Below are 21,503 nucleotides of genomic sequence, written 5' to 3' on the forward strand. Positions count from 1 at the left end.
AAATATTGTGGCAATTTACGATTCGGAAGAAGAACAGCTCGAAGCCGTGAAGGCTTGGTGGAAAGAAAACGGCATGTCGACGATCATCGGGGTCGCGGTCGGCATTGCCTTGATCGGGGGCTGGAATTACTGGCGCTCTCATCAACAGGAACAAGCGGCACAGGCCTCCGATCTTTACAGCCAGTTGGTCAAGTCGGTCGAAGCGAACAATCCGGGCGCGGCCGAGCCGTTGGGCGAACGCCTGCAGGCTGAATTCGGCGGCACCAGCTACGCCGCTTATTCCGGCCTGCAACAAGCCAAACTGAAGGTACAGAAAGGCGATTTGGCGGGAGCGAAAGCGGTGCTGCAGGAAGTGATCGGCCAGTCGAACAAGGAACTGAGCCATATTGCCCGCCTGCGCCTGGTCCGGCTGATGCTGGCGACCGGCGAATACGAGCGGGGCCTGCAGTTGATCAATGAAGTCGATCCGGCGGTCAAAGCCGGTTTTTCGGCCAGTTACGACGAATTGGCCGGCGATTTGTATGTGGCGATGGACCGTATCGATGAGGCGCGTACCGCTTATCAGAATGCGTTGAGCGGCGGAGATCAATCGCCCTTGTTGAAGATCAAGCTTGACGATTTGACCGCTCCGGAACCCGTTCCTGTCGCACAGCCGGCAAAAGATTCCAAATAATGTGTTTTATTTGGGCTTTATTGATCGCAATCGGTTTGAGTGGCTGCGCCTCGATGGAGTCCGCGGGCGAAGCCTTGGAAGGAATCAAGGATTATTTTCTGGGAGGCGAGGATAATGCCGAGCCTCCGGCTCCGCTGGTCGAATACACTCCGGAAAAAAATATCGAGATTCTCTGGAAGGAATCGGTCGGCGACGGTGCCGGCGAGAAGTCGCTGAAGCTCGTTCCTGCGGTGGGTGGCGGAAAAGTGGTCGCCGCCGATATCGAGGGGTTGGTCGAGGCGCATCGTCAGACCGATGGCGAGCGGGTTTGGGAAGCGGAAACCGAATACCATTTTTCCGGCGGACCCCATATCGGTGACGGCACCGTCATATTGGGAACTTCCGATGCCGAAGTCGTCGCGCTGAAGCTCGACAACGGCGAAAAGCTGTGGGCCGCTTCGGTTCCGGGCGAGGTTTTATCCGTTCCGGCCGTTGCGCGGGGGGCAGTGATCGTGCGCTGCACGGACGGTTCGATCACTGCGCTGAACGAAAAAACCGGTGCAAAGATGTGGAGCTACGAACGCAGCGTGCCGACATTGAGCGTCCGCGGCACCGGCGCGCCGATCGTGGTCGAGGATAATGTCGTTTTCGGTGAGGACAACGGCAAGTTGATCGCGCTGGCCTTGACTGACGGCAAGTTCTCCTGGGAAGCCAGCATTGCGATGGCGAAGGGCCGCTCCGAAATCGAACGGCTGGTCGACCTCGACGTCGATCCCGTTGCCGAAGGCGGCGTCATCTATATCGCCAGTTATCAGGGCGGTGTCGGTGCGGTAGCCGAGCTGGACGGTTATCTGCTCTGGCGTAACGAACAGTTGTCTTCGAGTTCCGGCCTGAGCATTTCGGACCGCCGTTTGTTTCTGACCGACTCCGACAGCAACGTGCTGCAATTGGACGATCGTTCCGGAGTTGCATTATGGAAGCAGAAGGAATTGCAGTACCGGAAGCTGACTGCACCGGCGGCGTTCGATGATTACGTCGCCGTCGGCGATCTGGAAGGTTATGTGCATTTCCTGTCCAACAGCGATGGCAGGCAAATGGGGCGGGTTCGAGTCACCGGCGGACCGATCGACGCCCGGCCGGTGGTTGCGGACGATACCGTATTCGTTTATGCCAGAGACGGCACATTGGCCGCGTTGAAGGTTCGCTGACCTACGTAGGGTACGCTCGACTGCAGGGATGCAGGAGGTAGGGCAACGCAGGGAGCGGTTGCCGAGTGCGTACCTTTTGGGAATTTGATTTATGATGTTCCGTATAAGGTACGCGCAGCGTACCCTACGGCAACCTTATTCCAGAAAAGATATGGCCTGTCTGGCGGATGCGCTGCGCTTATCCGCTCTGCGATGCGGTATTCCCGTTCGGCCTTCCATCACGCTTCAATAACTTACCCTTTTCAATACTATGCTACCCGTTATCGCCCTGGTCGGTCGGCCGAACGTCGGCAAATCGACCTTATTCAATTATCTGACCCGCACCCGAGAGGCGCTGGTTGCCGATTATCCGGGACTGACCCGCGATCGCCAGTACGGCCGCGTTCGGTACGGCGATATGGCCTGTCTTGTCGTTGATACGGGCGGTATTGCGGACGATGCGGAAGGTATCGACAGTTTTTCCGGAAAGCAGGTCCGGATTGCGCTGGAAGAAGCCGATGTGGTGTTTTTTCTGGTCGATGCCCGGGAGGGACTCAGCGCGTCGGATGAAGTGATCGCGAAGGATTTGCGCAAGCTCGGCAAACCGATCGTGCTGGTCGTGAACAAGATCGACGGTATCGATGCGCACACGGTTGCCGCGGATTTTCATGCGCTGGCGCTGGGCGAACCCGTCTATATCGCGGCCGCGCACGGGCGCGGGGTCGCCGATCTGCTGGCGGGCTCCCGTCATCTGCTGCCGTCCGTTCAGGAGGAGCCCGAAGCGGGGCCGAAAGGAATCAGCATTGCAGTCGTCGGCCGGCCGAACGTCGGCAAATCGACTTTGGTCAACCGACTGCTCGGAGAAGAGCGCGTCGTGGTATTCGACGAACCCGGCACGACCCGCGACAGCATCTATATTCCGTTCGAACGGGGCGGCAAGCGCTTCACGTTGATCGACACCGCCGGCATGCGGCGCCGGGCAAGGATTGCGGAAACGATCGAAAAATTCAGCGTGATCAAATCGCTGCAGGCAATCGAGAAATCGAACGTGGTGATCTACCTGATCGATGCCAGCGAAGGGGTGACCGATCAGGATGCGCATCTTTTGGGGCTGGTGCTGGAGACCGGTAAGGCGCTGATCATCGGTTTGAACAAATGGGACGGCCTTTCGGTAGAACAGAAAGAGATGGTCAGGCGGCAGCTCGACCTCAAACTGTCGTTCGTCGATTTCGCCGAAAAACACCCGATCTCGGCACTGCACGGCAGCGGCGTAGGCAAACTGTTCGACGTGGTGCACAGTCTTTATCAAGCCGCGATGGTCGACCTGTCGACGCCGCTGTTGACCCGGCTGCTGAAAGAAGCGACCGACGCGCATCAGCCGCCGATGGTGAACAATCGGCGCATCAAGCTCAAATATGCGCACCAGGGTGGACGCAACCCGCCGGTCGTGGTGATTCACGGGATTCAGACCGATGCCCTGCCGAATGCGTACAAACGCTTTTTGATGAACTATTTGCGCGAACGCCTGCAGTTGAAAGGCACGCCGATCCGGCTCGAATTCAGATCGCCGGCGAACCCGTTCCAGGGCCAGAAAAACAAACTGAGCGATCGTCAACTGGAAAAACGCAAGCGCCTGGTCAGGCACCGTAAAAGCGAAAAAAAGTAGGCGAGATAGAAGATCCGCTGCCGTAAAGTGCAGGGGATTTCTCTCCCTGAAGAGGCAATGTCGTTGGGGTGAAAAACCGAAAGGCTAAGATAGGAGACGGTGTTCCGCCGCGACCGAAACCTCAAGTCGCGGAGGAGGCATCGCTCCTGCAGCCAATTTTCATGGTCGGGGCAAGGGAAGCGGCTTCATGTTTGTTAAGTCGGGAAGTTTTGTTTGAAAATCCCCCCCTAACCCCCCTTTCTCAAAGGGGGGGGAATGATACGCTTCCACCCTTTGAAAAAGGGAGACGATACGCTTTCCCTGTTTTCAAAGGGGAGACGATACGCTTCTCCCTTCTTCAAATAAAGGCGATACGCCTCCCCCGTTTTCAACGGGAGGACGGTATACTTCCCCCTTTGAAAAAGGGGGATCGAGGGGGATTTTATAAAAGTTATCTTCCTTAACCTAACAGCCATGAAAACGGTTTATCGCCCTCTTTCGGATAAAAAATGTATTTCATGATAACGGCATCGCTTCATTCCTAAGTCTTAACTTATCAGAAACCATCGAACATTATGGCAACCCTCGCATTTCAAGGCAAACCTGTACATACGTGCGGCGAACTTCCCGCTGTGGGCGGCAAGGCGCCCGATTTTTCATTGGTGAACGGCAAATTGAAGGATGTCGGACTGGCGAATTTCGCCGGCAAGCGAAAGGTTCTGTATATCGTACCGAGCCTGGATACGCCCACCTGCGCGATCTCGACCCGCAAATTCAACCAGAAAGCCTCCAACCTTCCGAATACGGTGGTGCTGGTGATTTCCGCCGATCTGCCGTTCGCGCAATGCCGATTTTGCGAAACCGAAGGGCTCAAAAATGTGATTCCTTTATCGACCTTCCGTTCGAGTTTTGCGGACGATTACGGGATCAAGCTGACCGACAGCCTTTTGGCGGGACTGACCGCCAGAGCCGTGATGATTCTCGACGAGAGCGATCGGGTGATATACAGCCAACTGGTGGACGAACTGGCCAGCGAGCCCGATTATGAGAGCGCTCTCGCCGCGCTTGCCGTTCAGAATCCAAATCAGCGGTCATTATCAGAATAACGGACAGATTGCATATCTGGCGAGTCAAGGCTTTACCGCCTTCCGGATCGGCGGCCATGCCGGGATACGGGATATGTCAAACTGATGTAGATGGCTATGCCCTTTGAGAGGAATGTAAAACTGTTCCAGACAAATCCTCCCGGAATGACGAATTTCTTGCCTCAAGTCAACGGCTTGCTTGCGATCGCATAAATCACATTCGCTTCAATTTCGCTGACCGACTTCGTTTCCAGTCCCGCCAGATTGGCTTGCTTCACCCGCCGTAACTGGTCCGGCTCCAGTTGATCGAGCGTTCCCCGGTAGCCGCTGCCCATCGCCAGAGCCCACCAGTCCTCGGGACTCGATAACGGATGCACGGCTGGTTCGGCAACGACATCGACAGTGTGCAGTCCGGCTTCGGCAAGCATTGTGCAGAGCCCTTCGGGACTGGAAATGCGGTCCCAGGGATTGAATCCCTTGCACAGTCCGGGGCGTTCCGCCTGTACGGCCTGCCAGAACAGGCCGTTCGCCGGTTCGAACAAATCCGGTCCCCAGGTGGTGATCGCAAGCCGGCCGCCGGGCCTCACGTTCCGCCATAATTCCCTGACCGCTGCCGCCATGTCGGGCACGAAGAAGATCCCGAAAATGCAGATCACCGCATCGAAGCGCCCGTCGGGATAGCCGAGCGCGAGCATGTCGCCCGCCCGGAATTCCAGGTTCTTCAGGCGCTTCGCTTCCGCTTTCGTTTTAGCCTTGGCCAGCAGTTTGTCCGCCAGGTCGACGGCGAGCACGCTGCCGCGGGGGCCAACTTGGACTGCCGCCGGCAATGCGGAAGCGCCGGTTCCGGAGCAGACATCCAGAACCCGTTCTCCGGGCAACAGGTTGAGGCGTTCCACCGTGCGGCTTCCGAAACGGTTCCAGAAGGTATTGGCGGAATGGTCGAACAAGTCGGCCGCCGCATTGTAAGCCTGAGCGGTTTTAGCCTTGGCTTCCTCGAATGTATGCATTGAAACTTCCTTAAAAATGGATCGGACCGGTGCGCCCGATATAAATGGTTGAGCTTTCGCTGACGACTATATCAGGAAAATGATCCGTTTTCGCATCGAAAGCTTTGTTTCGGCTTCACGAGTGCCGGGTATCGGGTGCGCTGCCTTTTGGGCTTTTATGGACCCGATTCGCTTCGATGATTTGGCGGATCAGCGCCGCTGCGCCTTCCAGTTGGCGGTCGTAAACCTCGGTTTTATAGTCCGACGGTGTCGTGGTCAAAGGTTTCAGGACAGAGCGGCCAGGATGGCGGGTGTCGATGCGGACTACGGCGGACAGGCCGGGGCGCAGCGGCTTGGCCTGTAGTTCATCGGTGCGCAGGCCGATCCTGACCGGTACCCGTTCGACGATATGGATATAGTTGCCGGTGGCGTTATTGGGCGGTAGCAGGCCGAATACGCTGCCGGTGCCGGCTCCAAGCCCCAGCACTTCGCCGTGATACACCGTGTCGGAACCGTACAGATCCACCGTGATTTCGACCGGCTGGCCGGGCCGCACGTGGGTCAGCTCGTTTTCGAGAAAGTTCGCCTCGATCCATAAATAATCCAGCGGCACGATCGCCATCAGCGGCGTTTCCGGACGTACCTGTTCGCCCGGCTGGATGCTGCGTTTGGCGACGAAGCCCGACACCGGCGCAACGATCTCCTGGCGGACTTTGGCCAGATAAGCCTGCTTGAAAGCAGCGATCGCCTGCAATACCTTCGGATTGTCCGCCGGGGTGGTGTTCCGGACCAGCGCTTCGGCGCCTTCCAGCTCGGCACGTGTTTGCCGCGCGTCGGCTTCCTCCTCGCGCACCTGAAATTCGCTGTTCTCGATCTGCTGTGCCGAAACCGCGCCGTCGGCGGCCACGCTATGGAAACGGGCCAGGTCATGTCGGCTGCGCTGGAGTCTGGCTTCCTTGGCGGCCAGTTTTTGGCGCAGGGTTTCGGCCTGACTGAATCGGGTTTCGATCTGGCGCACGCTGTCGGCCAGGTTCGCGGCAGCCTTTTCGAACGCGACCTCTGCCTCCAGGCCGTCGAGCCGGACCAGCACGGCGCCGCGCTGCACGAACTGGGTGTCATCGACCCGGACGTCCACCACGGTGCCAGCGGTCTGGGCTTTCAGCGGTGCCAGATTTCCGGTCACATAGGCGTCGTTGGTGACCACGAAACGGCCGGCATAACCCTGCCAGTAAGCCAGATAAACCAGCCCGAGCGCCAACACGGCTACCGTGACCAGCCTGAGCCGGCGGCCGCGGCTTGGCCGGCGTTTACGGAGGCCGGCGTGGGATTTGGGTGTGTTCGGGACGGTTTGAGTATCGTTCATGACTGTCTGCCTCTCTGGGCGATTAAAGCATCATTGTCGTTAAAATTCGTGTAGGGTGGATAAGCGCAGCGCATCCACCGGGCCGGCTTTGGTGGATGCGCTTTGCTTATCCACCCTACCTTATCATGCGGTTTTTCAACGCCGCGGCTTCACTGTTTTCATAACCGCCACCCAGGGCTTCGATCAGACCTACGGCGGCCAGAAGACGGGCGTTGTGCAGTTCACTGGCAGTGAGCCGCTGCTCGATCAGCGCTGTTTCGGCATCGATCATGCCGTCGCGATCGCTGAGTCCTGCCTGAAAACGCTTACGGGCCAGCCCGGATTCGGCTTCGGCCGCTTTCAGCGCACGTGCTTCGGAAGCTTCGTGCTCGGAACTCTGCCGCCATTCGGCCAGGCTGTCGGCGACCTGTTGTACGGCGGTCAGCAGGGTGTCGTTATAGCCTTCGACCGCGGCGTCGTAGCCGGCCTCCTGGTTCTTCAATTCCGCCTCCAGGCGCCCGCCTTCGAAAATCGGCAGGGTCAAGGTCGGTCCCATGCCGTAGGCGACGCTGGCGCCGTGCGAAAGAAACAGATCCTTCAGATTCAGACTGCGCAGGCCGGCAAAACCCACCAGATCGATGTCGGGATAAAAATGGGTTTTCGCGACTTTGACCCGTTGGGCGGCCGATTCCACCCGCCATAGCGCTGCCGCCACGTCCGGCCGGTGCGCCAGCAGGCCCAAGGCCACCGTTTCCGGCTTCGGCAGATAGCCGAGGATTTCATTGCGGGCGGCTCGAACGGATTTTCCCCAATCCGGCCCTTGCCCGGCCAGAGCTGCCAGCCGGTTCCGCAATAGCTGGGCGATGTGACGTGTGCGGGTCTCCCGCTGGCGCGCCGCTTCCAGTTGCTGCCGGCTGGCGTAAACCGGATCCTGATTGCTTAATCCGCGCTGCCAGCGCAGTTCCGCCAGTTGGTGTTTTTCTTCGATTTTCCCGCTCAATTCACGGGCCAGCTCGACATCCTCCCCGGCCGCGCATAAGCTGAAATAGCTGCGGGCGATCGCGGTACTCAGCAGCAGCCGTGACATCGCCAGCTCCGACGCTTGCGCTTTTTCCTGGCCGAGCGCTGCTTCCAGTGCGGCTTTATCCTTGCCCCACAGGTCGAGGTGATAGCGGAAGACTAGGGGGTCGATGTAGGCGCCGGTAAAGGTTTTGCCGCCGTTGGGGCCGTAAAAATCGGTCGCCGAAAAACGCCGGTGATGCAGTTCGACGCTGGCATGAATGCTCGGCAGCATTTCGGCAGCCTGAAAATCCGCGGCGGCTTCCGCCTGGGTAAGGCGCGCGGAAACCACGCGCAAGCCGGGATTATCCCGCAGTGCCGTTTCGATCAGACGGGTCAGCTCGGGATTGCGGAATGCCTGCCACCATTGCGCCTGGGGCCATTCCTGTACGATCTTCTCGGCCTGCGAATCGGTTGCGAGCGTCTGGGCCAGTTTGGGCGGTGCGATCGGTTTGGCGCGTACGCCGTTTTCCGGCAGCAGGGCGCAGCCGCTCAGAGATAAAGCAGTCGCGAGCAGGGCGATTTTAACCAGTCTCATTGTTACGGCTCCTCTACCAAGTCTTCCAAAGCTTCCAGGCGCCTGTCTTCCTTTGGGGATGCGGCGGGTTTCGGCCCGGCCGGGGCGGCAAACCAGACCAGTCCCGCAAGGCCTACGAAGAGCCAGGCCGACAGCCTGAACGTGTCGTTCAGCCCCAGGATTGCGGCATGCTGGCCTGCGAGAGCGGCAAGCCTTGCGGTGGCTAAGGTGCCGTGCAGGCCGGCGTCGTGCAGGCGGTCGATCGTGTGCGCGGACCAGCCGTCGTACAGTGAAAAGCTTTCGATCAGGCGGCTTTGATGGAAGGCGGTACGCCGTTCCCAGAATACGCCGAATAAGGGGGAGGCTACGCTGCCGCCCATCACCCGTAGCAGGCCGCCCAGTTCGACGGCCTGGGTTTGCCGTTTCGGCGCCAATCCGGAAAGGAACAATGTGGTCAACGGTACGAACAGGCCGCCCAGGCAAAAGCCTTCCAGTATCTGCGTCCATAAGGGCTGGGTAAACCAGCCGCCGCGGCCGAAGAAGTCGTACCGGCTGGTCCAGCCGCAAAACAGCGCGAACAGCAGCATGTTGATGCAGACCAGCAGGCGGGCGTCGAAGCGGTGCACGATCCGGTGCATGACGCTTGCGATCGGTTTGGCCAGGAACACCAAAGGCAGCAGCACGCTGCCGGCCAGAAACGAGGTGTAGCCGGCGACTGTCTGCAAACGCACCAGCAGCACCGACAGCAAGCCGTACATGATCATGAAGCCGAGGCTCAGCAGCAGGCTGCCGATTGCGAAATTGCGCTGGCCGAACAAGCGCAAGTCGAGCAGCGGCGAGCGTTCCGCCAGTTCCCAAACGATGAAATAGCCCAGCATTGCCGCGCCCGTCAGCGCGGTAGCGATCAATCCGGGCGAGTTGAACCAGTCGGCGTCCTGTCCCTGGTTCAGTACGGTCTGCAGGCAGAACAGCAGGACGGCCAGCAAGAGAAAGCCGGTTTTGTCGAACCGCGTTCTCCGCCCAGTGGAATACCGGTCGAACAACAAGGCCCAGACCAGAGCCGAAGACAATAAGGGCAGGGGGATGTTCAAGTAGAACAGCCAGCGCCATCCCCATTGATCCGCAATCCAGCCGCCGGCCGCCGGTCCCAGCGTAAACGGGCTCAGCGCGGCAATGCTCCATAGCGAGACTGCGAAAGACTTGGTCGATTCCGGGTATTCGCGCATCAGCAGCGTTTGCGACAGCGGAATGGTCAGTCCGCCGAAAAAGCCCTGCAGCGCCCGCCCTGTTAAGAACCAGGACAGGTCGGACGTCGCGGCGCAGAGCAACGAAGCCAGCGCCATCCCGGCCATCGCAGCCAGATAAAGGCGGACTTCGCCCACAGCGGCCGACAGCGAGGAACTGACCGGCAACGCCAAAGCCAGGCTGACGAAATAATAGCTTTGCATCCAGCCCGCATGGCTTGGACTGACGCCGAGGCCGCCGGTTGCGTGCAGGCTGATCGAGGCAAAAGCGCCGGTATTGAACAGCACCAGGATATTGCCGAGCAGCAGGGCGACGTTCAGGAAGACAAATTGCGTCCGGGTCAGCGCGTGCTCGCCTGTTTCCGCGCTGTTGAGGCTGTCGTGAGTCAAGGTCGCCCAGGCGGCCCGGGCGGTGTTATCGTTTTCGGTCATGGTTGGGTATCTTCGGAAATCACCGCTAGGTGAGATTATCCGTAGTACAGCAAGAGTCATGCCGGGAGTGAAAAATTAGAATAAATATTTTTTAAATCAATTATTTAAAAAATAAAGCAGCAAAAACAAAACGATGTAGAGAATTCGGTCTCGCTAAATATCGTAAATTTAACGAAATATCGTGACTCCATCGTAGGGTACGCTGTGCGTACCATAAAACTCAAAGAGGCATAACGTACCTTTATTCCATAGCGGTAATATCCAAATCATCGAACTCCATGACGCCGTGTACCTTACTGCCCCAATCCGGCGGATAAACGCCTTGCTTAACCCAGCGGTGAAAAGTCGAATAAGGCCAATCCTGCACCGATTCCACATATCCATGTCTTACCGGGTTATAGTGGATATAATCGAAATGCCGCGCATAATCGTCTTCATCCCGGATCGTGTGTTCCCAAAACCGGCGTTGGAAAACGCCATGCCGTCTTTGACGAATCCGTGAAGCGCTAAGGGCTTGTTCGCTATCGCCGGCAGCGAGATATGCTTTGGTAAATTTCTTTTTGATCCATCCCCAACGCGCCGAATAATGGGAATCACCTTCCGGCAGAGTCAAAAGGGCGTGAAGATGATCGTCGAGTAAAACCAGCGCATCGATCCGAAACGGCCAACGCCGTTGGCATTCTCGAATGGCCGTGTGCAGGAAGGTGCGGGCGGTATCGGTGCAGAGAATCGGAGCTCGCCGTTCCGTTACCACAGTAAAGAAGAATGAGCCGCCGGGAATATGAGCACGTCGAAAGTGTGACATAAGCGACACCAAGAGATGAGTTAAAAAGTAGGGTACGCTGTGCGTACCGATAGGTGTTAAATCACGGTACGCATAGCGCGTACTACGACTGCCCAATATCTTTGGCATTCAATGGTACGCACAGCGTACCCTACGTCAGCCGGTTCGGGAAATTCCGAGCTTTAGCATGCGGGAGCGCAAGGTATTCGGATTCATGCCGAGAATCGCGGCGGCTCCTTTCGGGCCGGAAATGACCCAGCCGGTTTCTTTCAATGTGTGCAGGATATGTTCCCGCTCCAGCGATTCGAGCGTTTTCGGTTTTTCCGATAGAGAAGAGGGCTTGTCTTGGTACGGCTGCAAAGGGGGGATTTCCAGCTGCGAGCCCTGCGACAGAATCACCGCCCGCTCGATCACGTTCTGCAATTCGCGGACATTGCCGGGCCAGGCGTAGTGCTTTAGCTGCTCAAGGCCCGCAGGCTCGATGTCATCGAAATGCTTGCCCAATTTTTTCGCATATTTGGTCAGGAAAAAACGCGCGAGCAGCGGAATATCCGCACTCCGCTGCCGTAGTGCCGGTACTTCGACCGGGAACACGTTCAGCCGGTAATAGAGGTCGGCCCGGAAGCGGCCCGCCGCGATCTCTTCGGGCAAATTGCGGTTCGTGGCTGCGATCACCCGCACGTCGACCCGGATCGTCTCGCTGCCGCCCACGCGCTCGAACTCCTGTTCCTGCAGTACCCGGAGCAGTTTGGCCTGTGCCGGCATGGACAGCTCGCCCAGTTCGTCCAGGAACAGCGTGCCGCCGTCGGCCAGTTCGAAACGGCCCTTGCGCTGCTGAATCGCGCCGGTAAAGGCGCCTTTTTCATGGCCGAACAGTTCGCTTTCGATCAGCTCGGCAGGGAGCGCCGCGCAGTTGACCTTGACCAGGATTGCCGCGTTGCGGCTACTGTACTCGTGGATCGCCCTCGCCAGGAGTTCCTTGCCGGTACCGGTTTCGCCGAGCAGCAGCACCGGGGTATCGGTGCGGGCGACCATCCGGACTTGTTCCATCACGGTCCGCATCACCTTGGAGCCGCTGACGAAATCGCCCGGGTTGTGTTCGTCGTTGATCACTTCCTGCAGATAGCCTTTTTCCTGCTGCAGCCGTTCCAGTTTCTGTTCGGCAAGGCGGCGGTCGTTGACATCGCGCAGGATGATCGTAAAGAGTTTTTGACCGCCGGCTTCCAGCGGCGAAAAGGTCGCTTCGATCGGAAACTCCTCACCGTCCGCCCGGCGGGCGCTGAGCCCTTCCGGCACCCAGGCGGGCGTTTTAATGGCACTGTCGAAAACGACGAATTGTTTGAATAACGGGGCGCACCGCGGGGCGATAAAGCGTTCGAACGGCTGGCCGATCGCGAAGTCGGCGGCGCAGCGAAAGATACGCGCGGCCGCCGCATTGAATAAGGTGATGTTGTGGCGTTCGTCGATCGTTACAATCGCGTCCATTGCCGAGCCGAGAATCGAAGAAATCCGCTGTTCGCTGTCGCCGAGCGCCTGCATCATCAGGCGCTGCTCGGTGCGGTCGCGCTGGGTTTCGACGACTGCCGCGACTTCGCCGTTTTCGTCATGGATCGCGCAGGCATCGATCACCAGATACAGCCGGCGGCCGTCCGGCATCGGGCACCAGTTTTCGGTATGGTAAATATCGGTCCGGGATGCGGGGGCGCCGGCCCATTCATACAGTCCCTTGACGTCGCCGAGACTGTCGTCGAGCAGCAAGTCCGCCAGGCAGGGGCGTTTTTCGGTATAGAAGCCTTGCCAATGCCGATCGCTGCCTATCATTTCTTCCGCTTTCAGGCCGGTCAGTTGCTCGCAGGCCTTGTTCCAGATCACGACCTGATGCCGGGCGTTCAGCACGAAAGCCGAGACGGGCAGGTGCTGAAGCAAGTGTTCGGCCGATAAATTTTGCGGCGATGACGGATTTTTTCTCATTGCTGTTGTGGCAGGTTTGTCTGGACCGGCAGCAACTTACTGCAACTTCCGTTTCATGTCACGATATTTGGTGACGAAATGCTATTCGAAAGGCCGAGTTGAATGAGAGCGCGGTAAATGAAGCCGGGAAATAGCCGGCTAAAAAAGACGTCATTTTTATAATCTTGAAATCGCAATCGAACTCCCACTGTAAATAACCGGCCGGAATTGTTACCGGCTGCGTTAAGTCATAGAATACAGACTGTTTTTAACGATTTACTTCATTTCAAACTGGCTCTTAAATACGATTTTTTAAGGGCCGGCTTAAGCTTAATAGGTTTAATAATATCGGCTTACGGTGCGTTGCCGGCGGGAACAGTAATTTTTCAACAGAATCGTCCCGCGCGCATTCATATTTGCCCGTGTTTTGACGTCGAAGTAAACAGATTTTTTGAAACAAAAATGAGGAAAACCGAAATGTTTAAATGGTTATTGACTTCATTCATCGCGATGATGTTGTCCGGTTGCGGCTATAACACGCTGCAGTCGGGCGATGAGAACATCAAAGCCGCCTGGGGCGAGGTATTGAACCAGTACCAGCGCCGCGCCGACTTGGTGCCTAACCTGGTCAACGTGGTTAAAGGGTATGCCTCGCATGAAAAGGGCGTGTTGACGGAGGTGACGCAGGCGCGGGCTCGAGTGGGATCGATCCAGGCTACGCCGGAACTGGTCGACGATGAGGAGGCCTTCCGAAAATTCGTTGCGGCCCAGGGAGAAATGACTAGCGCGATTTCGCGCTTACTGGGGGTGGCGGAAAACTATCCGCAATTGAAGGCCGACGGCTTGTTCCGCGATCTGCAGGCGCAACTGGAAGGCACGGAAAATCGCATTGCGGTCGCCCGCAACCGTTATATCGATGCGGTAAAAGAATACAACCTGACCGTACGGTCTTTTCCTACCAATCTGACCTCAATGCTGTTCGGTTATAAGACCAAGCCGAGCTTTACCGTAGAAAATGAACGCGCCATTTCGCAGCCGCCCAAAGTCGATTTCGGAGCCCCTGCGCCGGCAGAGTCTCCCGCTCAGTAAGGGGATTGTCGATGCTGCCGTTCATGCGTTATGGGGTTGGGTTTTTATTGCTGCTGTTTTTTTCGGGAGCAGGTGCGTTGGTGCCGATTCCCGACCTGTCGCACCGCGTCACCGATCTGACTTCCACGCTGAGTGCAGCCCAAGCGAACGCGCTGGAAGATAAATTGGCCGCCTTCGAAGCCAAACAGGGCAGCCAGATTGCGGTTCTGATCGTCCCCACCACGCAGCCTGAAGAGATCGCCCAATTCGGGATACGGGTGGCGGATGCCTGGAAAATCGGCCGGAAAAACGTCGATGACGGCGTGCTTTTGATCGTGGCGAAAGAGGATCGAAAAATGCGGCTGGAAGTGGGTTACGGTCTGGAAGGGGCGATTCCGGACGCGATCGCCAAACGCGTAATCGCCGAAACGATCACCCCGTATTTCAAAGCCGGCGATTTTGCAGGCGGCATCGATGCGGGAGTGACTCAGCTGATGCGCCTGATCGAAGGCGAGCGTCTGCCGCCGCCGCAGGAAGCGCCGGCAGGGCAGCAGAACGGTGGGGCTTTTATATTCGTTCTGTTCGGCGGAATCGTCGCGGGCTGGATATTGTCCGCCATGCTGGGGCGGGTCATGGGCGGAATGCTGGCCGGCTTGGGCAGCGGCGCGGTAGGGGCACTGTTGTTCGGATTGGGTTTCGCGGCATTCCTGATCGGGCTGATGGTTTTCTTCATTGTCGGCATTCGCCAGCGAAGTTACGGCGGCTGGTCCAGCGGCGGCGGTTTCGGAGGCGGCTATGGCGGCGGGTACGGCGGAGGAAGTTCTTGGGGAGGCGGCGGTGGCGGCCGATTCGGCGGCGGGGGCGCGTCCGGCTCATGGTAAACGTCAAGCGTTGGCTCATTCATACTTTCATGCCGCCTTGGCGTTGGCGTTTGGCGTTTTCCGCTGCCTTACTCAACGATGTGGAAGCGGCGGTGCATCAATCCGAATGCCATCACCGCGGCGAGCTGCGTTTCGCTGTCGAAAATGCGTTGGCGCCCGCCTGGGTTTGGCGCGGCCTGTCGGCGCAGCAGCGGGCGACCGAAGTATTTGCGAATCTACGGGTATGGGATACCGAAGAAAACAGCGGTGTATTGATTTATCTGTTACTGGCTGACCGGGAAGTGCATATCGTTGCGGATCGAGGCATCGCCAAGCGCGTGCCGCAATCCGAATGGGATAGCCTGGCTCAGGTCATGCAGGAAGCATTTCGTGGCGGCGACTTCCGGAAAGGTTCGCTGGAAGGTATCGAACGCATCTCGAAGATTCTGATAACCCATTTTCCTTCCGGGGAACGCAATCCGGACGAGCTTTCCAACAAGCCGGTTATCGTTCGGCGGTAGAAATTCGGAGGATAAAAAAGGGCGGTTTTGCCTATCGGTTCCATTTACCGACAGGCACTTTCAAGGTTCCCATGGCCAGGTTTTCAGTTGCTTCCGCGCCGTCCCGAAGTTGCCGAGTTGATAGACCGATACCCCGACCGGCGAAAACGTGAACGCTTTAAAGGGTTCGGCGATTATTTTCTTCAGATAATCCGGCGAGGCCATACCGAGGGTGACATGGGGATGGTAATTGCCCCCGGCGTGCTTGGGTATAAAGGTCTCAACGTAATCGACAGTCGTCGGGTTTATGTCGGGCTTGGCGGGGGTGACAAAGAAAGCGGCAGCCGTTCCCGTTTTCACCGTAAAAGGGGCGACCGCCTCGATCAATTGTTGCTGCAGAGCGCGGAGCGCCGGAGTCGGCTCGACGACCAGGATCTCAATCCCCTTATTTTTCCAGGGGGTGTAATCGTACCGGGAGGCCTGCAGCTTTAAATCGATGCCTTTCTGGCGGGCGAGGACTCTGCCGACCGCGGTATAAAGGCCGTCGAGGCGTTCGGTAAGCACGTAGCGCTGCAGGAGCGTAATGTGGGGCTTGTGGGTAGCATCGAAAGCGAATCCCTCCGGGGTGTCCCGCCGTAGGCGGGCATTGGCGGCTTTTGCGTTCAGCATCAGCGCCGCATCCGGATCCAGGGCAATATTAATGGCCGTGACGGATTCGTCGGCCGTTTGGGCCCATCCGGGCTGTGAGGCGAGGAAAATACCCAGTACGGCTGACAGTTTCATGGCTTTCAACATATCGGCTCTCCTTAAAAGCAACTTCCCCTTTGAAAAAGGGGGATCGAGGGGGATTTATTTGATAAATCTCCCCCGGCCTCTCGGCAATCGTTTCTGCATTGTCCTACCTCCTGCACCCATGCAGTCTTCTTTTTCAAAGAGGGGGGTGAACAATCCGTTTTTCATAGCAATCAACTCCGGAAAGTTATTTCCTACCAGATCCTTAGTCCTGCTTCAACCTTTATCGGTTCGGGCTTTGAGGTTGGAACGGCGGCATGTCTTCCTGAGCCTCGAAGCGGCGGGCGGCAAACTCCGCCGTCCGGGAGAATTCGCCGTCCGGATTGGGGTTCCGTGTTTCGGGAACGGTTTGGCGAAGCTCAGGGTAACGGTTTATATGCCAGTAGTGTCGCCAAGGTTTCCAGCAACGCGCTGCGAGGATGAGTGCGCAGCCAGATGAGTGCAATAGTGCGGCTAGGCCGCTGGCGGATGTTGATATAGCGAATGTCGTTATCCTCGGGCTGGACGGCGACGGAGGGCATTAGCGTAACCCCGACGCCGTTCTTGACCATGAAACGCAGGGTTTCCAGACTGGAAGCCCGGAAATCATGCTCAACGAATCGGGAAGGGTCGCACAGCTTCAGCGTCTGATCCCGCAAACAATGCCCTTCATCCAGCAATAGCAGATTCTCCTTGGCTACCCTGTTCAGGTCTACTTCCTCCAGGTGAGCCAGAGGATGGTCGGCACATACGGCCAAGGTAAACGGATCCTCAAAAAGCGACCGGCATTCCAGCGCTTCATGTTCCACGGGCAAGGCCAACAAGGCCGCATCCAGCTTTTTGTCGAGCAGCAATGCGATGAGCGAATCGGTCTTTTCTTCGACCAGTTGAAGCTTGAGATCCGGATAGTATTGCTTGATGCGGAATACATATTCCGGCAGCACGTAGCTTGCCAGAGAGGGAAACGCCCCCAGCGACAGCATGTTGCGGTAACGGTCGCCGGCATGGGCGGCGATTTGCCGAATGGTCTGAACGTCGGCGAGAATTCTGCGGGCGATCGGCAGAATTTGTTCGCAAGCTTGCGTCACTTCCACACCGTTTTTCTCGCGCACGAATAAGTTGACGCCCAGATAATCTTCGAGTTTTTTGATCTGTGTGCTCAAGGTGGGCTGGCTGATCGAGCATTGGTCAGCCGCTTGACTGAAATTTCTTAAGTCCGCTACCGCTACGAGGTAGCTCAAGTCACGCAAGTTCATAATTTCTTGTATCGCTTTGGAGTAGAAAGCCGGTCGAGAAGCCATTCGGCTGAACAATCGGACATAATATCACCTTACGGTTGCACTCTATTGATTCCACCTATGGGTTTATCGATAAAATCGATTTCAAAATAAATGCGTTATCGGGTTAAATATGCCTACCGAAATTATCGCTTACCGGAAATCTAATCCATAGGTTCGTCACTTATTCAGGAGAGCTTCCATGAAAAACAAAAAAGGCAGTGCCGATCTTGAACCCTTGATCCTTGGCGATGAGCCAAGTGTGGGAAAGTCGCTGACCCTTTTCGCTAGAGGTGTCTAAACGTAAAATTCTCCGACATGTTTTTTTCGCATTACCCTTCCAATTAAAGAGTAAAGGAACATTTATGAAAATGAAACGAACATTCCTGGCTTCTGCAATGGCAGTCGCCATATCCGCAGTATTGACGGTCGAGCCGGCCCGGGCCGAGCCGCAGCCGACGATGAACAGTTTCTGGTGGCCGGAACAACTGGATCTGAAGCCGCTCCGCCAGAACTCGGTCGAGTCCAACCCCTTGGGCAAAGCGTTCAATTATGCCGAACAATTTAAAACCCTAGACTTGAAAGCGGTGAAAAAGGACATTGCCGGCGTACTGCATACCTCTCAATCCTGGTGGCCGGCGGACTATGGCAATTACGGTCCGTTTTTCATCCGCATGGCCTGGCACAGCGCCGGCGTATACCGCATCTTCGACGGGCGCGGCGGCGCTTCCGGCGGACAGCAACGCTTCGAACCGCTCAACAGCTGGCCGGATAACGTCAATCTGGACAAAGCCCGGCGCCTGTTGTGGCCGGTCAAACAGAAATACGGCAGCAAGCTGTCCTGGGCCGACCTGATGGTGCTGGCCGGCAACGTGGCGTTGGAAGACATGGGGTTCAAGACCATTGGTTTCGCGGGCGGGCGGGCGGACGACTGGGAAGCCGAGAACGTCAATTGGGGAGCGGAAAAGAAATTTCTCGCCGACGAGCGCCACGACGTCAAGGGTGAGCTGGCGAAACCGCTGGCCGCCGTGCAGATGGGACTGATCTACGTCAACCCGGAAGGGCCGGGCGGCAATCCCGATCCGTTGGCGGCTGCCAAGCATATCCGCGAAGCGTTCGGCCGCATGGCGATGAATGACGAAGAGACGGTGGCTCTGATCGCGGGCGGGCATACTTTCGGCAAGGCGCACGGCGCGCACAAGCCGGACGAGTGCGTCGGTAAGGAGCCGGCCGCCGCCGGCATCGAAGAACAGGGCTTGGGCTGGGCCAACAAATGTGGCAGCGGTCATGGCGACGACACTGTCACCAGTGGCCTGGAAGGAGCATGGTCGACCAATCCGACGCGCTGGACCCACGATTATTTGACGTGGCTGTATACCTTTGACTGGGAAACCACCAAGAGCCCGGCCGGCGCAACACAATGGATTCCCAAAAACGGCCAGGGCGCCAACTTCGTTCCGGATGCGTACGACCCCGGCAAGCGCCATGTGCCGATCATGTTTACGACCGATATCGCCTTGAAAATGGACCCCGAGTACCAGAAAATCTCCAAGCGGTTTCTGGACAACCCCAAGGAGTTCGAGCTTGCTTTTGCCAAGGCATGGTTCAAGCTGACCCATCGCGACATGGGGCCCAAGGCGCGCTATGTCGGTGCCGAAGTGCCTGCGGAAGACTTCATCTGGCAGGATCCCATCCCCAAAGTCGCGCACAAGTTGATCGACGCCAAGGATGCCGCCAAGCTGAAGTCGGCGATTTTGGCCTCGGAGTTGACGATTCCGGAGCTGGTCAGGACGGCCTGGGCTTCCGCGGCAACCTTCCGCGGTACCGACATGCGCGGCGGCGCGAACGGCGCCCGTATTCGCCTGGCGCCGCAGAAGGATTGGGAGGTCAACGATCCCGCCGAATTGGCCAAGGTGCTGACTCGCCTGGAAGCCATCCAAAACGACTTCAATCGGACGCTGAAAGGCGGCAAGAAAGTGTCGCTCGCCGACGTGATCGTGCTGGGCGGTTCGGCAGCCGTGGAAGAAGCCGCCAAAAAAGCCGGCTACAAGGCGCAGGTGCCTTTCAAACCGGGCCGTATGGATGCCGCGCAGGAACAAACCGATGCCAAGTCGTTCGCGGTGCTGGAGCCCAAAGCTGACGGCTTCCGCAATTATTTCGGCAAGGATAATTCTCGCTCGCCTGCGGAAATGTTGGTCGAGCGTGCGAACTTCCTGACCTTGAGTGTACCCGAAATGACGGTGCTGGTCGGCGGTATGCGGGCACTGGATGCGAACGCCGGCCATTCGAAGCACGGCATCTTCACCAGCCGTCCGGGCGTATTGAGTAACGACTTCTTCATGAACCTGCTCGATATGTCGACCCACTGGACCAAGTCGTCATCCGAGGCCCTTTACGAGGGACGGGACCGTGCTACCGGCCAGGTCAAATGGACGGCTACGCCGGTCGACCTGATCTTCGGTTCCAACTCCGAGCTGCGTACGGTGGCCGAGGTCTATGCTTCGGACGATGCCAAAGAGAAATTCGTGCAGGACTTCGCCCGGGCATGGGCAAAGGTGATGGATCTGGATCGTTTTGACACGCGCTGATTTTACTTTGCCATGCACCCAACTTGATGGATCATGTGGCGATGCTGTCCGCAGTGGCGAGTCTGGAAATAGTGAAGTCGAGCAGATCGATGTCGGTTTCCTGATCGATGACGGCCGCGGTGGCAAAAGTCGAGGGTTCGGGTCAGGATGGCGCCGGCAGTGACGGTGGCGGTGATGTCGGGCAGGTTCGAGACGGTAATGCCGTTATCGGTCAGATCCTTGATGTTGTCTCCCGTAATCGGGCCGTTCCAGTTATCGGCCGCGGCAATATTATGAGGTAGTGCCGTTTTCTTGTTCGGCAGGGCGTCGACACTGGATTTGGTCGCGCCGTTCGGGGGCGATGGAGAAACTGGCGGCGTCGGTAATTTCTACCGGCGCTGGCCAGCGTCTGCGTGCCGCCGCTCTCGCCAATAGTCAGCCGGGTCGCGTCGATGTCGTTAATTGAACCGGTTTTGGCGGACCAGATTCGTGTCGGTGATGACGATAACACCGGTGCTGGCGTCATATAGCTGGCCGAAGTAGCGGTCGGGGTCGGGTATTACTGACGGTGACGGTATGGAGGCATCGCCGGTATTACCCGCCGCGATGCTGCTATCCCAGTCATTTTGTCGGTCGGTTCCGTCATTTACAAAGCCGGCTTTGCAGCTCTTCGCAGCTAAACTTAACGGCGTTGAGTGATCTGGTAAACCAGGCGGTCAATGTACAGGATCGTTCGAGGCACTATAGATTAAGATCTACAGTTTAAAGGGCTTGTGCCCCACGCCGCTTTTTTCCGGCTTTGTCTTGAAAGCCTGAGCGGGCGCGGGGCGGGAAGACGGTTTTTATTTTAAACCGGCGGCGTTTAAACCTGCGCAGTCCTGATAGGCCGGATGATCGGTGCTCATCATTACCACCCGATGCTGCTGGTTCGGCGTGTTGTCGGGGCCTTCTGCTTCGCCTACCGCTTTGACGCGCAGTTGCTCGGATTTTGCGCCGTGCTCGACGAGCAGCCTAGCGACTGTTTCGGCTCTTCTTTCCGCCAAGCCCTGGTTGCTGGCTTGATTGCCCACCGTATCGGTATAGGCGGTTACGTCGGCGAAAGCATCGGGATGCGATTGCAGGTAGCGGCCCATGATCGCGATGGCCCGATGGTCGGTTCGGTATGGGGTGGCGCTGCCGGTTTTGAAATGGGCGGCGGTATGCTTCGCCACCTCGTTTATATGATGGTTGGGACTGTGGACGGCCGTCAGCCACTGGCAGAGCGCTTTTTCCGATTCCAGACGGTGCTGCGAGGCGGCCCGGGCCGAATCGACCGCATACTGTCCTTCCTCGATATTCCAGTAATGATCGTTTTTCCAGTGATTCAATACCTTGACGGCCTCTTCCAGATTTTCCTCGGCCAGTTCCTCGTGATGGATGGACTGGCCGTAGTCTCCCAGAACGACGGCGTCCACTTCCGAGGTCAGCAGCGGAATGTCTTTGCGGGGCGGCTGTGCGCATCCGGCAAGTGCCGCGGCAATCACCGCACAGGGCAGGTAAAAAAATTGTCTATTCATGGTTTTATCCTCTTAATTCCA

17 protein-coding genes are annotated in these 21,503 nt (G+C 57.6%); 8 read left to right on the forward strand and 9 right to left on the reverse strand.

What is annotated here, in order from left to right; genetic code table 11:
* Positions 1–7 precede the first annotated feature (7 nt).
* From CC94_RS0116870 to tpx, 4 genes are all read left to right on the forward strand, one after another.
* Positions 8–673: a YfgM family protein gene (locus CC94_RS0116870; protein WP_005371764.1), complete on the forward strand. Its 666-nt coding sequence runs from the start codon at positions 8–10 to the stop codon at positions 671–673.
* On the forward strand, positions 673–1,860 hold the full coding sequence (gene bamB / locus CC94_RS0116875) for an outer membrane protein assembly factor BamB (RefSeq protein ID WP_005371765.1): 1,188 nt from the start codon (positions 673–675) through the stop codon (positions 1,858–1,860). The genes CC94_RS0116870 and bamB overlap by 1 nt, the downstream gene beginning before the upstream one ends.
* 250 nt (positions 1,861–2,110) lie before the next feature.
* A complete protein-coding gene (gene der / locus CC94_RS0116880) occupies positions 2,111–3,505 on the forward strand; it encodes a ribosome biogenesis GTPase Der (RefSeq protein ID WP_005371766.1) in 1,395 nt (464 codons plus the stop codon).
* A 554-nt stretch (positions 3,506–4,059) separates the two neighbouring features.
* Complete coding sequence (tpx, locus tag CC94_RS0116890; protein ID WP_005371767.1) at positions 4,060–4,590, forward strand: thiol peroxidase; 531 nt, start codon at positions 4,060–4,062, stop codon at positions 4,588–4,590.
* 161 nt (positions 4,591–4,751) lie between these two features.
* Here the strand turns inward: tpx and CC94_RS0116895 are convergent, their stop codons facing one another.
* From CC94_RS0116895 to CC94_RS22515, 6 genes are all read right to left on the reverse strand, one after another.
* Positions 4,752–5,618: a class I SAM-dependent methyltransferase gene (locus CC94_RS0116895; RefSeq protein WP_084675375.1), complete on the reverse strand. Its 867-nt coding sequence runs from the start codon at positions 5,616–5,618 to the stop codon at positions 4,752–4,754.
* Positions 5,619–5,691: 73 nt separating this feature from the next.
* Positions 5,692–6,918: an HlyD/EmrA/EmrK family protein gene (locus tag CC94_RS0116900; RefSeq protein ID WP_005371772.1), complete on the reverse strand. Its 1,227-nt coding sequence runs from the start codon at positions 6,916–6,918 to the stop codon at positions 5,692–5,694.
* Positions 6,919–7,033: 115 nt separating this feature from the next.
* Positions 7,034–8,494, reverse strand: coding sequence for an efflux transporter outer membrane subunit (locus CC94_RS0116905; RefSeq protein ID WP_005371774.1), 1,461 nt, complete (start codon positions 8,492–8,494; stop codon positions 7,034–7,036).
* A gap of 2 nt (positions 8,495–8,496) precedes the next feature.
* Positions 8,497–10,149, reverse strand: coding sequence for a DHA2 family efflux MFS transporter permease subunit (locus CC94_RS0116910; RefSeq protein ID WP_005371776.1), 1,653 nt, complete (start codon positions 10,147–10,149; stop codon positions 8,497–8,499).
* Between the two features lie 241 nt (positions 10,150–10,390).
* Positions 10,391–10,954 (reverse strand): REP-associated tyrosine transposase, encoded by a 564-nt coding sequence (locus tag CC94_RS0116915; RefSeq protein ID WP_005371778.1) that lies wholly within the window; start codon positions 10,952–10,954, stop codon positions 10,391–10,393.
* 135 nt (positions 10,955–11,089) lie between these two features.
* Positions 11,090–12,904, reverse strand: coding sequence for a sigma-54-dependent Fis family transcriptional regulator (locus tag CC94_RS22515; protein ID WP_005371780.1), 1,815 nt, complete (start codon positions 12,902–12,904; stop codon positions 11,090–11,092).
* 456 nt (positions 12,905–13,360) lie between these two features.
* Here CC94_RS22515 and CC94_RS0116925 point away from each other — a divergent pair, with 456 nt between their 5' ends.
* The 3 genes from CC94_RS0116925 to CC94_RS0116935 are packed head-to-tail and all read left to right on the forward strand — an operon-like array spanning position 13,361 to position 15,332.
* On the forward strand, positions 13,361–13,972 hold the full coding sequence (locus CC94_RS0116925) for a LemA family protein (RefSeq protein ID WP_005371782.1): 612 nt from the start codon (positions 13,361–13,363) through the stop codon (positions 13,970–13,972).
* An 11-nt stretch (positions 13,973–13,983) separates the two neighbouring features.
* On the forward strand, positions 13,984–14,832 hold the full coding sequence (locus CC94_RS25115; protein ID WP_005371783.1) for a TPM domain-containing protein: 849 nt from the start codon (positions 13,984–13,986) through the stop codon (positions 14,830–14,832).
* Positions 14,833–14,882: 50 nt separating this feature from the next.
* Entirely contained in the window at positions 14,883–15,332 is a 450-nt protein-coding gene (locus CC94_RS0116935) for a TPM domain-containing protein (protein WP_245619774.1), read from the forward strand.
* Positions 15,333–15,392: 60 nt separating this feature from the next.
* On the opposite strand, the gene CC94_RS0116940 is transcribed toward CC94_RS0116935, so the two are convergent.
* Positions 15,393–16,106: a 2'-5' RNA ligase family protein gene (locus CC94_RS0116940; RefSeq protein ID WP_005371787.1), complete on the reverse strand. Its 714-nt coding sequence runs from the start codon at positions 16,104–16,106 to the stop codon at positions 15,393–15,395.
* Positions 16,107–16,462: 356 nt separating this feature from the next.
* Positions 16,463–17,338, reverse strand: a complete 876-nt coding sequence (locus tag CC94_RS0116945; protein WP_005371789.1) for a LysR substrate-binding domain-containing protein — start codon at positions 17,336–17,338, stop codon at positions 16,463–16,465.
* Between the two features lie 392 nt (positions 17,339–17,730).
* Here CC94_RS0116945 and katG point away from each other — a divergent pair, with 392 nt between their 5' ends.
* Positions 17,731–19,947 (forward strand): catalase/peroxidase HPI, encoded by a 2,217-nt coding sequence (gene katG / locus CC94_RS0116950; RefSeq protein WP_281023985.1) that lies wholly within the window; start codon positions 17,731–17,733, stop codon positions 19,945–19,947.
* A gap of 821 nt (positions 19,948–20,768) precedes the next feature.
* On the opposite strand, the gene CC94_RS0116960 is transcribed toward katG, so the two are convergent.
* Positions 20,769–21,482, reverse strand: a complete 714-nt coding sequence (locus CC94_RS0116960) for an OmpA family protein (RefSeq protein ID WP_005371794.1) — start codon at positions 21,480–21,482, stop codon at positions 20,769–20,771.
* Positions 21,483–21,503 lie beyond the last annotated feature (21 nt).

The organism is Methylomicrobium agile (genome assembly GCF_000733855.1).
Classification (GTDB): Bacteria; Pseudomonadota; Gammaproteobacteria; order Methylococcales; family Methylomonadaceae; genus Methylomicrobium; species Methylomicrobium agile.